This window comes from Bradyrhizobium sp. (genome assembly GCF_027451485.1).
Taxonomy (GTDB): Bacteria; Pseudomonadota; Alphaproteobacteria; order Rhizobiales; family Xanthobacteraceae; genus Bradyrhizobium.
This window is the reverse complement of sequence record NZ_DAIDJE010000073.1, coordinates 1-14,305: the sequence shown is the minus strand read 5'-3', so window position 1 is coordinate 14,305 and position 14,305 is coordinate 1. Positions and strand designations below refer to the sequence as shown.

Here is a 14,305-nt window from a genome sequence, read left to right as displayed (position 1 = left end):
ATGTCGATCCAGAGCGGCGTCGACCCGGGCTATTTTGCACGCCTTGTGTTGGTCGTTTCGACCTGGGCGGCCCAATTGGCGCGTCCGCCATCGCAAATGCACCGAGCCGCTGGTGCGCGGCGGTTCTCGCGCAATGCCCTGACGACGGCCGTCATCGCGGCCATACTCATCGTCGCGCTGATGATCTTTGTTGACGCCCGGGAAATCGCGCTGATGCCACCCCGCGGCACGACAGGCCTTTGGCCATTCCGGACATTGAGCGATTTCGGCAAGGACAATTATGTTCTATTGATGGTGACGGGCTCGCTGATTGCCGTAGTGCTGATAGCGCCGGCGGTGCATGGGTCGGCGCGGCGCCGGCTGTTGGCCGTCGGCTTACGTCTGCAATTTGTTTGGCTGGCGCTCGCGGTGCCGCTTGCTTTTGGCGAATTCGTGAAATGGACGGTCGGACGAGGCCGCCCGTTTGTCGGGGGTCACGCCGATCCCTTCAACTTCGTTCCGTTCGCCGGAACCGAGGCGCACGCGAGTTTTCCATCCGCCCATTGCATCACTGCCTTTGCGCTCGCGTTTGCGGTAGCTGCGCTCTGGCCGCGAACTCGGGGCCTGATGGTGGCTTATGCGTTGGCCATCGGGTTTACCCGTCTTGTGCTTCTGGCTCATCATCCAAGCGACGTGGTGGCGGGTGCCGCGATCGGAATGATCGGCGCCATGTACGTCCGCTACTGGTTCGCCGCGCGCGCGCTCGGATTTGCGATTGACGAGGCTGGTATAATTTCCCCGCTGCGTGAAGGGCCTCTCAAAAGGGTTGCCGCCAAGCCGTCAGCCTCATAAGAAACGGGCACCAGACCGGTATCCCGATTTCGGAGTTCGTATCATCTTTGCGGAGCCAACATTCAAACTTCGGAATCCGCAAGGACACCAGCGAGCCTATCGATCTGGTATGGCTTTGGTTCAGAAGTTCGCATGACGACCCCGTGGCACTTCTGAACCGCCACACCAGCCGCCGTCCAACGCTAACGGGTGAGATTTGCCTTCTTCGGACACTGCCGCCATTGCCGTTTCCATCGTTGTGCCCGTGCGCAACGAGGCAGACAACGTTGCGCCTTTGATTGCGGAAATTGCTGCTGCGCTTGATAGCCGTTGGAATTATGAAATCATCTACGTCAATGACGGCTCAACCGACGCAACCGCGGCACGGCTGACGGCAATCATGAAAGAGCGGGAAAATCTGCGGCAGCTGCGCCATGCGGTATCTACCGGGCAGTCGGCGGCGGTGCGCAGCGGCGTGCGCGCCGCGCGCGGCACGATTGTGGCGACGTTGGACGGCGATGGCCAAAACAATCCGTCCTTTCTCCCGGCGCTGATTTCGGCCATCGAACAAGGCGGCGAACGAACGGGACTGGCAGCTGGTCAAAGAGTGGGGCGCAAGGACACCGGCTTCAAGAAAGTTCAATCCCGCATCGCCAATGGCGTCCGCAATGCAATCCTTCGCGATGGCACCCGTGATACCGGATGTGGCCTTAAGGCGTTCCGGCGCGAGGTATTTTTGGCTTTGCCTTATTTCGACGGACTGCACCGTTTTCTGCCTGCGCTTGTGCGCCGCGAGGGCTACGGCATTGTTTATGTCGATGTAATCGACCGTCCAAGGCATTCGGGCGTGTCAAACTACGGCTTTTTCGATCGGTTGTGGATCGGAATCATGGACCTTGCAGGCGTGTGGTGGCTGATCCGCCGCAAGAAGCCAACGCCCGTCGTGACCGAGGTGACCCTATGATCCAGTTGTTCAATAATCTCGTCAGCTATCTGCACGACGTGTTCGTCATCAAGTTCGATGGCTGGGTGGTCCTGGGCTTCATTGCGCAGGGCTTTTTCACCATGCGCTTCGTGGTGCAGTGGATTGCGTCGGAACGTGCGCGCCGTAGCGTGATTCCGGTCGCCTTCTGGTTTTTTTCGGTCGGCGGCGGCGCGCTGTTGCTGGTCTATGCGCTCTACCGACGCGACCCCGTGTTCATCGCGGGGCAGGCGCTCGGTCTCGTGGTGTACTTGCGCAATCTTTACTTCATCGCGATTCACAAGGAGCGGCTTTCGGCTGGCAGTTAACCGGCGCGCAGGGCATCAAATCCGCGGGCAAGATCAGCTTTCAGGTCTTCTACGTTTTCCAGCCCGATATGCAGCCGAAGTGTCGGACCGCCCGGCGCCCATTTCGTCGCCGTGCGATAGCTCGTACAGTCAAAGGGAATGACGAGGCTCTCAAAACCGCCCCAGGAATAGCCCATGCCGAACAATTCAAGAGAATTGAGGATGGCGTCGACCGAAGCCTCAGGGACAGGCTTCAACACCACGCCGAACAGTCCCGATGCCCCGGTGAAATCGCGCTTCCAGATCGCATGACCGGGATCCGTCTCAAGCGCCGGATGCAGCACGCGCAAGACCTCGGGCCGCTTGGCCAGCCACTGCGCCATTTCCAGTCCCGAGCGGTGATGCTGTGCCAGCCGCACCGCCAGCGTCCGCAAACCGCGGATCGCGAGGAAGACATCGTCGGGGCCCGCGCAGACTCCGAGGAAGCGGATCGCGTCAGAGACCGAGGGCCATGTCGCGGCATTGGCTGAAATCGTCCCGAACATAATATCGGAATGGCCGCCGATATACTTGGTAGCGGCCTGAATGCTGATATCGACGCCTTGCTCCAGGGACCGGTGAAACAGCGGAGTCGCCCAGGTATTGTCGTCGATCACAATAGCGCCGTGACTGTGAGCAGCCGAAGCAATAGCGGGAACATCTGGCATTTCGAATGACTGCGAGCCCGGAGCCTCAATCAGCACGGCCTTGGTGTTTGGTTTGAAGAGGCTGGTTATGGCCGAGCCTATCAGCGGATCGAAATACGTGGTCTCGACGCCGTAACGGGCCAGCATGCCGTTGCAGAAATTGCGCGAGGGCCGATAGACGTTGTCGCAGACCAGAAGATGGTCGCCCGCTTTGAGCACGGCGAGCAGGGTCGTGGTGATCGCCGCGAGACCCGAGGGCGCTATGCCCACGCCGGCGCATTGCGGTCCTTCCAGCGCCATCAGCGCTTGCTGGAGCGCCTTCGTCGTCGGGCTGCCGTGTCGGCCATACTGATATTCGCCGCGATGCGCGTGAAGATCATCTGCGGTCGCATAAAGTACCGTGGAACCATGGACGACCGGTGGATTGACGAAACCCTTCTGTGCCTTGGTGTCGCGCCCCGCCGTCACCAGCGTGGTTTCGGTCTTCAGCGGGATTGTCCTCTCATGGTCGCCGGTGCTCATTTTTTGGCTACTCCTTGATGGCGATTCGGCTGCCCTGCGCTGTGAGGCTTTCGCGAAGCAGCGGAAGACGGCTCGTTGGTTAATAGCAGGGCAGGGAAGACCGACGTCAACCCCTTGACCCGGCGCGCCAGTCGTTCTGTGATATGAGTTGCAAATCGCCGCAGCGTTGAGGGGCCTGCCGCGACCGTCGCTTCATCTTGGACTGGATGTGCAGCAAAAAAAATGCTGGTCCGGATCGGCAGTTGAGGGGACGGCTGGCTGGCCCGCCTTGTCTTGCGTTCAAGCATCATCGATCCCGAAAGGCTCGCCATGAAACGCGTTTTTCTTGCCCTTGCTCTCGCCGCCGGCTTTGCAATGCAGCCTGCGACTGCTCAGACGCTCAAGACGGTCAAGGATCGGGGCATGCTGACTTGCGGCGTGAGTCAGGGCTTGCCGGGCTTTTCGGCACCTGACGACAAGGGCAACTGGACTGGAATCGACGTGGACGTCTGCCGCGCGGTTGCCGCGGCCATCTTCAACGACCCGACCAAGGTCAAGTTCGTGCCGCTGTCGGCGAAGGACCGTTTCACCGCGCTGCAATCCGGCGAAATCGACGTGCTGTCGCGCAATACGACCTGGACGCTGTCGCGTGACACGACGCTCGGCGCGAATTTTACCGGCGTGACGTATTACGACGGGCAAGGTTTCATGGTGAAAAAGTCGCTGAAGGTTAATTCGGCACTTGAGCTCAACAGCGCCTCGGTGTGCGTGCAGACGGGCACGACGACCGAACAGAATCTCGCCGACTTCTTCAAGAGCAACAACATGAAATATGAGGTTGTGGCGTTCGCCGGCGCAGACGAGACCGTCAAGGCCTATGAATCCGGACGCTGCGATGCCTTCACGACCGACGCGTCGGGCCTCTATGCCTATCGCCTGAAGATGACCAATCCCGCCGACCACGTCGTGCTGCCTGAGATCATCTCGAAAGAGCCGCTCGGCCCGATGGTCCGTCATGGCGACGACCAATGGTTCGACATCGTGAAATGGGTGTTGTTTGCCATGGTTGATTCCGAAGAGCTTGGCATCACCCAAAGAAACGTCGACGAGATGGCCAAATCGGACAAGCCGGAGGTGAAGCGCGTCCTGGGGACGGACGGCAATTTCGGCGAGCAGCTCGGGCTGACCAAGGATTGGGTCGTCCGGATCGTCAAGGCCGTCGGCAATTACGGCGAAACCTTTGATCGCAACGTCGGCGCCGGTTCGCCGCTCAAGATTGCCCGCGGCCTCAATCAGCTGTGGAACAAGGGCGGAATTCAGTACGCTCCGCCAATTCGCTGACCCGGCGGACCGCCGCAGCGATGGCGATCGGGGCACGACCACCGCCGCGGCAGTTCGCCGCAAGATTGCAGCGGGCGCTGGGCGGCGGTGCCGGCTGGAAGGGGTTTTTCCTTCAGCTTCTGTTTGTGGTCCTCCTTGCCTGGACTACTTACGCGATTGTCGACAATGTCCGGAGCAACCTGGAGACGCAGCGGATTGCCGCCGGCTTCGGATTTCTGACCAACAACGCCGGCTTCGACGTCAATCAAAGTCTGATTCCTTATTCGCAGTCAGATACCTATGCGCGCGTATTCGTTGTCGGTCTGCTCAATACGCTGCTCGTTTCGGTCATCGGAATCTTCTTCGCCACGCTGATCGGATTCCTGGTCGGGTTGGGCCGATTGTCGCCGAACTGGCTATTGTCACGGATTTCCGGCGGTTACGTTGAATTGCTGCGCAATATTCCCCTCCTGTTTCAGATTCTGTTCTGGTATCTCGCGGTGCTCAGCGCACTTCCCCCGCCCCGGCAAAGCATTTCGTTGTTCGGCGTCATTTTCCTTTCCAATCGGGGCCTCGTTGTGCCGACGCCTGTTCCGCATCCCGGATTGGCAGCCGTTATCGCCGCGCTCCTCCTCGCGATAGCCGTTTCGTTATTGCTGAGGCTCTATGTCCGCCGGCAGCTGTTTCAGTCTGGCCGGATAATGAGGATCTGGCCCGCTATCTTCGGCGTGCTGATCGGGCTGCCGCTGCTTGCCGTGCTGCTGTTTGGTACCCCCTTTGGCTTCGAAATACCCCGGCTCAGAGGATTCAACTTTGCGGGCGGCTCGCGAATTATTCCGGAGTTTGTCGCGTTGACGGTGGCGCTATCGACCTATACCGGCGCCTTTATCGCCGAGGTCGTGCGCGGAGGAATTCTGGCAGTCCACAAGGGACAGATGGAAGCCGGGGCCTCGCTCGGGCTCACGCGAGGAGCGGCGTTGCGGCTGATCGTGGTGCCGCAGGCGCTGCGAGTCATTCTCCCGCCGCTGACCAACCAGTATCTCAACCTGACCAAGAACTCCTCGCTCGCGGTTGCGATCGGATATCCCGATCTGGTCTCGGTCTTTGCTGGCACGTCACTGAACCAGACAGGGCAGGCGATCGAAATCATCGGGATCACGATGGGCGTCTATCTCCTGATTTCGCTGGTCACGAGTGCGATCATGGGCTTCTATAACTGGCGGATCGGCCGGAGCATGGGCGCATGAGCGAATCCGCCGTATCCTCTTTCGTTCGGCGGGAGCTCATTCCTGAACGGGCTGCACCGGTCGAAATGGTAGGCCTGATCGGCTTCTTGCGCACACGCTTGTTCAACTCGCCGGTAAACATCTTTCTTACCCTCGCGAGTCTGGTTCTACTCTGGTTTGTCGTCGTTCCGACCGTCGAGTTTCTGCTGGTCGACGCCGTCTGGAGCGGGAAGGACCGTACCGCCTGCCTCGCGGAAAATGTCGGACATCCCGTCGGAGCATGCTGGCCTTTTGTCGAAGCGAAGTTCGGCCAGTTCATCTACGGCTTCTATCCTGAGCAGGAGCGCTGGCGGGTCAATCTGACCTTCTTTCTCGGCGCCGTTCTACTGCTGCCGCTCTTGATCCCGCGGCTGCCGGCCAAGGGACTCAACGCGGGCCTGTTCTTCGCCGCCTTTCCAGTCGTCGCGTTCTTCTTGCTCCGCGGCGGCGGATTGGACGGCTTTGGCGTCAGCTGGGTAACGAATCTGCTGTCGGGGTTTGCTGCCGGTATCGGCGATCTCGGCCAGACGTTGCGGAGAGCAGGTGAGGCAACGGCCAATATCGGTCCGCTGTTGCAACTACTTGGTCATCTCGTGTCGCTGCTCGGAGCGGCGATTTCCCTGCTGATTTGGCCGCTGGTTTGGCTGAACGGCCACATCCAAAACTCCTCCCGTCCGGTATGGGTTGATTTGGTGGCCACGACAATTCTCGTGTCGCTGATCCTGTTTCTGCTTGGCGGAGGCTTTCGCGCAGGATGGCGCATGTTGATGGGTAGTCTCGCGACATTTGCGGGCATCGGCCTCGTGATCGCGACAATGGGGTTGGACCGCGGCGGACTGCCCCTCGTCGACAGCGGGCTGTGGGGCGGCTTTCTGGTTACGATGGTTGTCTCTGTCACCGGTATCGTCACCTCGATGCCGATCGGAATTGCCCTGGCGTTAGGCAGGCGCTCGACAATCCCGTTGATCCGGCTTTTTTCGACTGGCTTTATCGAGATCTGGCGCGGCGTACCCCTGATTACGGTGCTGTTCTTTGCAACCTACATGCTACCGCTGTTCCTGCCCGGAAACTTCAGGGTCGACGGTCTCGTTCGTGCCCTGATCGGAATCGCGCTATTTTCGGGGGCCTATATCGCCGAGGTCATTCGCGGCGGATTGCAGGCGATCCCGCGCGGGCAAGGTGAGGCGGCGAACGCCGTTGGCCTTTCCTGGTGGCAAACCACCGCGCTGGTTGTGATGCCGCAGGCGCTCCGCCACGTCATTCCCGGGCTCGTCAACAGCTTTATAGGCTTGTTCAAGGACACGTCGCTGGTATCGATCGTCGCGCTGTTCGATCTCCTGGGGCAGGTGCACGCATCCTTCGCCGATCCGGTTTGGGCCACGCCATCGACGATGTTTACCGGGTTTGCCTTTGCCGGGATTATTTATTTCGTCTTCTGCTTTGGAATGTCCCGCTATTCGCTGTTCGTCGAGAACAGGCTGAATGCTCACCGAAAATAACCGAGAAAAAGGTCATGACCACAGAGCCGATCGTCCGTGTTGCCGGACTCAACAAGTGGTTTGGCGACTTTCATGTGTTGCGCGACATCGATGTCGATGTAGCCAAGGGCGAGCGCATCGTGATTTGCGGTCCTTCCGGCTCCGGAAAGTCGACCTTGATCCGCTGCATCAATGCACTCGAGGAATTTCAGGAAGGCCGAATTGTCGTCGACGGCATTGAACTGGGCCCGCAACTTCGGCGGGTCGACGAAGTCCGGCGCGAGGTCGGAATGGTATTCCAAAGCTTCAATCTGTTTCCGCATCTGTCGGTGCTGGAGAACTGCACGCTCGCGCCAATCTGGGTTCGTCACATGCCGAAGAGGGACGCAGAAGCGGCGGCGATGAAATATCTGGAACGGGTGAAAATCCCGCATCAGGCCAACAAATATCCGGGCCAGCTGTCCGGCGGTCAGCAGCAGCGCGTGGCGATTGCCCGCGCGCTGACAATGAATCCGAAAGTGATGTTGTTTGATGAGCCAACCTCGGCGCTCGACCCGGAAATGGTCAAGGAGGTTCTCGACACCATGGTCGACCTTGCAAAGGAGGGTATGACTATGCTCGTCGTCACCCATGAAATGGGATTCGCGCGGGAAGTCGCTAATCGCGTCGTGTTCATGGATGCCGGTCAGATTATCGAGACCAATACGCCGGCCAACTTCTTCGCTAATCCGCAGCATGCGCGGAGCAAGCTCTTCCTCAGTCAGATTTTGCGCTGATTGATCCGGTTGGGCCCGGAAAGCTGGCGTCAGTTACGGCTTTGCAAAGGGAATGTCGATCTTGGTGTGCCTTTCCAGCCATGCCGGCACCGGCAGGTTTTTGGAGCGCATGAAGTCAGGATTGAACAGCTTCGACTGATAACGGTTTCCGGAATCGCATAGGATCGTGACGATCGTCTTGCCCGGTCCGAGCTGTTTGGCGAGCTGGATCGCGCCCGCTACATTGATGCCGGTCGAGCCGCCGAGACAAAGGCCCTCGTGCTCGAGCAGTTCGTAGATGATCGGAACCGCTTCTTCGTCGGAAATCAGGTAGGCCTCATCGACGCGGGCCTGCTCGATGATGGGAGTGACGCGGCCGAGGCCGATGCCTTCGGTGATCGATCCGCCGGGTGTGGACTTGGCTTCGCCATGCTTGAACAATTCGTACATCGCCGCGCCATGCGGATCCGCGCAACCGATCACGACCCTGTTGTTCTTTTCCTTGAGATATCGGCTCGTCCCGGCGAGCGTGCCGCCCGATCCGACCGAACAGATGAATCCGTCGACCTTGCCGTCCGTCTGCTGCCAGATTTCGGGACCGGTCGATTCGTAATGGGCTTTCGGGTTGTCGAGATTGTTCCACTGGTCGGCAAACAGGACGCCGTTCGGCTCGTCTGCCCGCAATTGGTCGGCCAGCCGTCGTCCGACGTGTTGATAGTTGTTCGGGTTGGAATACGGCAGCGCCGGCACCTCGACGAGTTCCGCGCCACAGAGCCGCAACATATCCTTCTTTTCCCGGCTCTGCGTTTCCGGGATGACGATCAGCGTTCGATATCCGCGCGCGCTTGCAACTACGGCGAGGCCGATCCCTGTATTGCCGGCGGTCGCTTCGACCACCAGGCCGCCGGGTTTGAGTTCGCCGCGCTTTTCAGCCTCAAGGATCATCCACTTGCCGGCGCGGTCCTTGACGGACTGTCCGGGATTCATGAATTCGGCCTTGCCGAGGATGGTGCAGCCGGTCAGTTCGGAAGCCCGCTTCAGCTTGATGAGCGGCGTGTTGCCGATGGCTTCGATGACGTCGCTATTAATTCTCATGGCGATCGGTTTTCTTGTGCGCAGCACGGATTTCGGAATCAGATTCACCAACACCATTGGTGCGTCTCTGGTTCAAGGCGATCCGCCACAGTAGGTCCCGGTTGATGAAAGTGGAAGCGGCTTTTGATGCTGTTTTGCGCGTATCAGCCTAGCTGCTTTTCGCAAAAACGACTTGGCGTACGTCGATGTTTCCCGACAAAAATCCCGCCTCGCAGTAGGCGAGATAATATTCCCACAGCCGCCGGAACCGTTCATCGAAGCCGAGCGGCGTAAGGTTTGGCCAAGCGGTTCGGAAATTATGCCGCCAGGTCGCCAGCGTCCTGGCATAATCTTTCCCGAAAATGCGCTCGCGAATGACGGGCACTCCAAATCGCTCGCCGAGAGATCTGAGAACCTGCGGCGAGGGCAACATGCCGCCGGGAAAAACGTAACGCTGAATGAAATCGACTTCGCGGCGATAGGCCTGGAACAGGCTGTCCTGGATAGTGATCGCCTGGACACCGGCAAGGCCACCTGGCAGCAGCCGATCACGCAATTGCGAGAAATAGTGCGGCCAGAACTGTTCGCCCACCGCCTCGATCATTTCGATGGAGGCGATGCGGTCATAATGATCACGTTCGTCTCGGTAATCCTGCAACCTGATCTCGACACGATCGTTGAGGCCGGCCGCCTGGATGCGGGCTCGCGCGAAGTCGCGCTGCTCCTTGCTGATGGTGAGTCCGACGACCTTCGCGCCCAGCGTCTTTGCGACGTGTTCGGCGAAGCCGCCCCAGCCGCAACCGATCTCCAGCAGTTTTTGACCGGGTTTGAGATCGATCGCTTCAGCAAGTCGCCGATATTTATTGTTTTGCGCGGCGGTGAGATCGGCCGTGTGCTCCTCAAACAGTGCCGAGGAATAGGTCATGCTCGGATCGAGCCATGATGAATAGAAGGCGTTTCCGATGTCGTAGTGCTTGTAGATATTTCGCCGCGCCTGACGTCGGGTGTTGCGGTTGAACCAGTGACGGATGATCTGGAATGCCCGCACCATCGGCTTGCCGACGAGCATGGATCGCATCCAGTCCTGGTTTACGCAGAAGAGATAGAGAAATTGAGTGAGGTCGGGAGTGTCCCATTCGCCGCGCAAGTATGCTTCCGCAATGCCGATGTCGCCGCCGCGAATGAGTCGTGAAGCAAATCCGTAGCCATAGACCTTCATGGCGGCCGCCGGCCCGGGGGCGTTATCGCCAAGCCTGACGATGCGGCCATCCGGCAAGCTCACTTTGAGCGAGCCGCAACGCAGTCGCGCCCCATAGTTGAGCGCGAGGCGTACCATGCGGGGCAGGTCCGCCGGCAGGCGATCCAACGTTTCGGACGTAACCGGAATGACCTCGGGCATGGCTGGCCGACCAACTTCTCCCTTCTGCTGCGAACAGGCACGGAAATATAAGCATGACGTCGCTCAATCGCCAAGCTTGAGGCACTCAGCCGTTGCGCCGCCGCGCGAGCCGTACTCGTTTCCGTCAGCGCCACGGCGTCGCCACCGGGTGGGGCTAGGGCGGGAAGCGAAAAAGGAAGCAGTGGCGCGGTCGCCACGTCTGGCTTAGGACCCTGGCAGATGACCCGGCTCCAATGCTGCGGTCGTTGCTGCCAGTCCCGGCGCGGCGTATAGCAGGGCCATGTCCAGCCCTCCCAAAGCCGAAGGTGGTGTTACCGCAGCTTCGGCGGTGCCTGAATGCCCGCATTGCCATAAGCCGTGGCCCTTGTGTGTCTGTGAAGAGGTCAGGCCGATCGATAGCCGCATCGAACTGCTGATCTTGCAGCATCCACAGGAGCAGGACCGGGCGCTCGGTACGGCGCGGCTGACGGCGATGCACTTCGAAAGGGCGGCGGTAAAGGTCGGTCTCTCGTGGCCGAGCCTTTCAAAAGCATTGGGACGGACCGTTGCCGATCCCTCCCGTTGGGCGGTGCTCTATTTGGGGTCTGCAAAAGCAGGCGATCTGGGCACGACGGAAGAAGTCGTCGCCATAAATCGCAAAGGCGAGATGGAGCAGAGCCAGCGCGCCATCCTGAGCCGCATCGAAGGAGTGGTGCTGCTGGACGGCACCTGGAGTCAGGCCAAAGCGCTGTGGTGGCGCAATCCTTGGATGCTGAAATGCCAGCGCCTGATCCTCGGGCCCTCGCAGCCCTCGCGCTATGGGAAGCTTCGGCGGGAGCCGCGCCGCGACGGGCTTTCCACTATCGAGGCGGCGGCGCTGGTTGTTTCCCGTCTCGAAAGGCGCCCTGACATCGCCGATGCGCTGAACGCCAGCTTCACGCGAATGCTGAAAAAATACCGCGAGGTGCAGGAAGAACAGCCCGAACTCACGCCGAAACGGCCCAAACGGGATTTTCGTCGCCGCCGGCGGAGCTAGGTATCCGCCGAACCGCTGCGAGCAACCCTTGCCTTAAGCCGGCGTTATTGACGTCGCCAAGCGAGAACGCTCATCGGCGCGTGATCAGATACGTTAACGGTCCGATTCTAACCTATTTCCTACCGACCAAGACACGAGGACAGCCCCATGATTTTGGTGACCGGCGGCGCCGGCTATATCGGCTCTCACACCTGCGTCGAGCTTCTCAATGCCGGCAAAGAGATTGTGGTCCTCGACAACTTCGCCAACTCCAGCCGCAAGTCGCTGGAACGCGTCCGACAGATTTCCCGGAAGCCATTTGCAGTTGTCGAAGGCGATATTCGTGATCAGGCGGTTCTCGAGAAGACATTGAAGGATTTCGGTTGCGCGGCTGTTATCCATTTTGCCGGACTGAAATCCGTGCTCGAGTCCGTCAACTCGCCGCTCGACTACTACGACAACAATGTCATCGGCAGCCACCGACTATTGCGAGCGATGCAGACAAGCGGCGTCAAGCGCATGATCTTTTCTTCCTCGGCGACAGTCTACGGCGACCCGAAGTTTCTTCCCTACACCGAGGATCACCCGCTCAACCCCGTCAATCCCTATGGCCGCACCAAACTCATTGTCGAGGAGATGCTGCGCGACTTAAGTGCCAGCGACCCTACCTGGAGCATCGGAATCCTGCGCTACTTCAATCCCATCGGAGCACATGAGAGCGGCCTGATCGGCGAGGATCCCAAGGGCGTTCCGAACAATCTTCTACCATTCGTGGCCCAGGTTGCGGTCGGCCGACGCGAGCGCCTGAACATCTGGGGCAATGATTACGATACCGCGGACGGAACGGGTGTGCGGGACTACATCCACGTCGTGGATCTGGCCCAGGGGCACGTAGCCGCGCTGAAGTCGCTCGAACAGACGGGATGCTTCGCTCTCAATCTGGGAACGGGAAGGGGCAATAGTGTGCTGGAGGTCGTCAAGGCCTTCGAGCAGGCGAGTGGGAAGCCAATTCCCTATGACATGCGGCCGCGCCGCTCCGGCGATATCGCCAGCTGTTACGCGGCGACGGATCGCGCAACAAGATATCTCGGCGGCTGGCGAGCAACCAGAGATATCGAGACGATGTGCAGAGATCATTGGCGCTGGCAGAGCCAGAATCCAAATGGATATGCTGGATAAGGAGCACCGGCTATCTCACCTGTGACGGCGAAATCGGCGGCTAAATCGTTGATTTTAATGGAGGCCACGACCAGAATTGAACTGGTGTAAACGGTTTTGCAGACCGCTGCGTAACCACTCCGCCACGTGGCCCCACCGGGCGGGGATTAATATAGACGACCAAGGGGATAGGCAACCTTCCTGAAACCGAATCTGGCAGGATTCGACGATTCTCACGCATCGATGACGCAAGCCATGCGCGCAGATTTTGCGCGGAAAAGCTCGTCGGGGCGCGGTCGAATTCGCGTGAAGCGCGACGCCGCACCAGGCGGACTAAAAATCCTGTTAGGTTCGAACAGCCATCGAACCCCGGCGTTGTTGTTCTGTCTTGGGAGGAGGGCATCATGAAGAACCTCTCCTTGGTTTGTATCGCAGTATGCATGAGCTTCGCTGCGACGCCGGCGTCAGCCCTTGTTGGGGGCACGAACTACTCTCATTCATCCGGCCTTGGCATTCCCGACACTGGCGGCGCGTTCGGCGAGAGGGTAACGGCACCTGGAACCAATTCGTCGGGCACCGCACTTTCGACGAGCGGCTTTGGGGCGCGCCCACAAAAGGGGGCACTGCTTGGCACCGGCGCCGCGGTAGACGGCGAGGAAGCACGGGTCGATAAAGCGCTCAGCTCAGTCTGCCGCGGTTGCTAGCGAGTTTCGGCGCCGTCCGGGACGGCAGAAGGCGCGTCAGCAGGTCGCGTGCCAACCGTCCGGGAAAGGGATGAGCGGCCAGGCTGACCCGTTATCGTTGGCGCCCTCCGGGGGACAGCGATATGTCCTCAAGCCGGTGATAAAGTCCTGTTGCGGGACCGGCGCCACGGCCGCGTTGACGGCATCGAGCAGTCGTTCGAATTCCGCTTCACTCATCGCGCTCTCCCGCATTCCAGCGCGGAAAGCTCGCAGGACTTTTTCTTTTCCAGATTGAGCAAATCGCTCAAATTGTAGCGATTCGGCAGAGGTTGGACCCGGGTAGTTACCCAAGTGCTAATGCGCGGGAGTGGATCGACCTGCACAAATCGACGCATTCGCTTTTGAGGGGTGATCGCGGTTCGCATCGTCGGCCAACAGGATGACGCCGCCGCCTTTCGTGCCGCGACGATCATCTCAGGGAGTTCGCCCTTCGAGACATCGACAGTTGCGAACGCGATTTCCCGACCGAGGCGATGACTTGAGACCAGCGGCTTTATCGGGAGCACGGAAAAAGGGGCTTATTTCGTCCTTTGCAAGCCTCGGAGGCTTTGTTATACGCTCCGCCGTGCGAACAGCGGTTTCGCCTATTCCTCGGTAGCTCAGCGGTAGAGCATTCGACTGTTAATCGAATGGTCCCTGGTTCGAATCCAGGCCGAGGAGCCAGCAAAATCAGGCACTTTTTAAAAATCCTGCCTGCCACTGGTTCCCTCCCTCACATCTGAGACCCTCTTTCGAGGCGCCGCCAAAGCTCCGGCGCGGGCATCCATCCTTGCTGTTTGCATGCGCGGGCCTGCGCGGTTTGCCGCCATGTTGCGTTTTGGCGAACCTTGTATCAAAGATGGCCCCGCTTTTT

13 protein-coding genes and 2 tRNA genes are annotated in these 14,305 nt (G+C 59.6%); 10 read left to right on the top strand and 5 right to left on the bottom strand.

The window, feature by feature from the left end; translation table 11 throughout:
• From NEZ08_RS10140 to NEZ08_RS10130, 3 genes are all read left to right on the top strand, one after another.
• The gene (locus tag NEZ08_RS10140) at positions 1 to 831 is read left to right on the top strand and encodes a phosphatase PAP2 family protein (protein WP_298106483.1); all 831 of its coding nucleotides are present in this window, start codon (positions 1 to 3) and stop codon (positions 829 to 831) included.
• A 196-nt stretch (positions 832 to 1,027) separates the two neighbouring features.
• Positions 1,028 to 1,774, top strand: a complete 747-nt coding sequence (locus tag NEZ08_RS10135; protein WP_298106482.1) for a glycosyltransferase family 2 protein — start codon at positions 1,028 to 1,030, stop codon at positions 1,772 to 1,774.
• Positions 1,771 to 2,100: a lipid-A-disaccharide synthase N-terminal domain-containing protein gene (locus NEZ08_RS10130; RefSeq protein WP_298106481.1), complete on the top strand. Its 330-nt coding sequence runs from the start codon at positions 1,771 to 1,773 to the stop codon at positions 2,098 to 2,100. The genes NEZ08_RS10135 and NEZ08_RS10130 overlap by 4 nt, the downstream gene beginning before the upstream one ends.
• Here the strand turns inward: NEZ08_RS10130 and metC are convergent.
• Complete coding sequence (gene metC, locus NEZ08_RS10125) at positions 2,097 to 3,287, bottom strand: cystathionine beta-lyase (protein WP_298106480.1); 1,191 nt, start codon at positions 3,285 to 3,287, stop codon at positions 2,097 to 2,099. The two genes, NEZ08_RS10130 and metC, sit on opposite strands and share 4 nt — an antisense overlap.
• Before the next feature lie 309 nt (positions 3,288 to 3,596).
• Here metC and NEZ08_RS10120 point away from each other — a divergent pair, with 309 nt between their 5' ends.
• Genes NEZ08_RS10120 through NEZ08_RS10105 form a run of 4 tightly spaced genes read left to right on the top strand, consistent with a single transcriptional unit; the run spans position 3,597 to position 8,105 of the window.
• Positions 3,597 to 4,607, top strand: a complete 1,011-nt coding sequence (locus NEZ08_RS10120) for an amino acid ABC transporter substrate-binding protein (RefSeq protein ID WP_298106479.1) — start codon at positions 3,597 to 3,599, stop codon at positions 4,605 to 4,607.
• A 20-nt stretch (positions 4,608 to 4,627) separates the two neighbouring features.
• Complete coding sequence (locus tag NEZ08_RS10115; protein ID WP_298106478.1) at positions 4,628 to 5,833, top strand: ABC transporter permease subunit; 1,206 nt, start codon at positions 4,628 to 4,630, stop codon at positions 5,831 to 5,833.
• Positions 5,830 to 7,350: an amino acid ABC transporter permease gene (locus NEZ08_RS10110; RefSeq protein WP_298106477.1), complete on the top strand. Its 1,521-nt coding sequence runs from the start codon at positions 5,830 to 5,832 to the stop codon at positions 7,348 to 7,350. Before NEZ08_RS10115 ends, NEZ08_RS10110 begins: the two co-directional genes overlap by 4 nt.
• Positions 7,351 to 7,364: 14 nt before the next feature.
• The gene (locus NEZ08_RS10105) at positions 7,365 to 8,105 is read left to right on the top strand and encodes an amino acid ABC transporter ATP-binding protein (protein WP_298106476.1); all 741 of its coding nucleotides are present in this window, start codon (positions 7,365 to 7,367) and stop codon (positions 8,103 to 8,105) included.
• A 33-nt stretch (positions 8,106 to 8,138) separates the two neighbouring features.
• On the opposite strand, the gene NEZ08_RS10100 is transcribed toward NEZ08_RS10105, so the two are convergent.
• Entirely contained in the window at positions 8,139 to 9,179 is a 1,041-nt protein-coding gene (locus NEZ08_RS10100) for a cysteine synthase A (RefSeq protein ID WP_298106475.1), read from the bottom strand.
• Between the two features lie 148 nt (positions 9,180 to 9,327).
• Positions 9,328 to 10,557: a cyclopropane-fatty-acyl-phospholipid synthase family protein gene (locus tag NEZ08_RS10095; RefSeq protein ID WP_298106474.1), complete on the bottom strand. Its 1,230-nt coding sequence runs from the start codon at positions 10,555 to 10,557 to the stop codon at positions 9,328 to 9,330.
• Positions 10,558 to 10,837: 280 nt separating this feature from the next.
• On the opposite strand from NEZ08_RS10095, the gene NEZ08_RS10090 reads away from it, so the two are divergent.
• Together NEZ08_RS10090 and galE are read left to right on the top strand one after the other, a co-directional pair.
• Positions 10,838 to 11,572 (top strand): tRNA-uridine aminocarboxypropyltransferase, encoded by a 735-nt coding sequence (locus NEZ08_RS10090; protein ID WP_298106473.1) that lies wholly within the window; start codon positions 10,838 to 10,840, stop codon positions 11,570 to 11,572.
• A gap of 147 nt (positions 11,573 to 11,719) precedes the next feature.
• Positions 11,720 to 12,730, top strand: coding sequence for a UDP-glucose 4-epimerase GalE (galE, locus tag NEZ08_RS10085; protein WP_298106472.1), 1,011 nt, complete (start codon positions 11,720 to 11,722; stop codon positions 12,728 to 12,730).
• A gap of 58 nt (positions 12,731 to 12,788) precedes the next feature.
• On the opposite strand, the gene NEZ08_RS10080 is transcribed toward galE, so the two are convergent.
• Both NEZ08_RS10080 and NEZ08_RS10075 read right to left on the bottom strand, forming a co-directional pair.
• Positions 12,789 to 12,862 (bottom strand) — tRNA-Cys (locus NEZ08_RS10080).
• Between the two features lie 587 nt (positions 12,863 to 13,449).
• Complete coding sequence (locus NEZ08_RS10075) at positions 13,450 to 13,629, bottom strand: hypothetical protein (protein ID WP_298106471.1); 180 nt, start codon at positions 13,627 to 13,629, stop codon at positions 13,450 to 13,452.
• 411 nt (positions 13,630 to 14,040) lie between these two features.
• On the opposite strand from NEZ08_RS10075, the gene NEZ08_RS10070 reads away from it, so the two are divergent.
• Positions 14,041 to 14,115, top strand: a tRNA-Asn gene (locus NEZ08_RS10070).
• The last annotated feature ends 190 nt before the right edge of the window (positions 14,116 to 14,305 follow it).

Excerpts from the sequence above, each read along its gene's own strand:
- NEZ08_RS10140 (WP_298106483.1), top strand. The coding sequence starts at position 1 with ATGTCGATCCAGAGCGGCGTCGACCCGGGCTATTTTGCACGCCTTGTG.
- NEZ08_RS10130 (WP_298106481.1), top strand. The coding sequence starts at position 1,771 with ATGATCCAGTTGTTCAATAATCTCGTCAGCTATCTGCACGACGTGTTC.
- metC (WP_298106480.1), bottom strand. The coding sequence starts at position 3,287 with ATGAGCACCGGCGACCATGAGAGGACAATCCCGCTGAAGACCGAAACC.
- NEZ08_RS10120 (WP_298106479.1), top strand. The coding sequence starts at position 3,597 with ATGAAACGCGTTTTTCTTGCCCTTGCTCTCGCCGCCGGCTTTGCAATG.
- NEZ08_RS10115 (WP_298106478.1), top strand. The coding sequence starts at position 4,628 with ATGGCGATCGGGGCACGACCACCGCCGCGGCAGTTCGCCGCAAGATTG.
- NEZ08_RS10110 (WP_298106477.1), top strand. The coding sequence starts at position 5,830 with ATGAGCGAATCCGCCGTATCCTCTTTCGTTCGGCGGGAGCTCATTCCT.
- NEZ08_RS10105 (WP_298106476.1), top strand. The coding sequence starts at position 7,365 with ATGACCACAGAGCCGATCGTCCGTGTTGCCGGACTCAACAAGTGGTTT.
- NEZ08_RS10100 (WP_298106475.1), bottom strand. The coding sequence starts at position 9,179 with ATGAGAATTAATAGCGACGTCATCGAAGCCATCGGCAACACGCCGCTC.
- NEZ08_RS10095 (WP_298106474.1), bottom strand. The coding sequence starts at position 10,557 with ATGCCCGAGGTCATTCCGGTTACGTCCGAAACGTTGGATCGCCTGCCG.
- NEZ08_RS10090 (WP_298106473.1), top strand. The coding sequence starts at position 10,838 with ATGTCCAGCCCTCCCAAAGCCGAAGGTGGTGTTACCGCAGCTTCGGCG.
- galE (WP_298106472.1), top strand. The coding sequence starts at position 11,720 with ATGATTTTGGTGACCGGCGGCGCCGGCTATATCGGCTCTCACACCTGC.
- NEZ08_RS10075 (WP_298106471.1), bottom strand. The coding sequence starts at position 13,629 with ATGAGTGAAGCGGAATTCGAACGACTGCTCGATGCCGTCAACGCGGCC.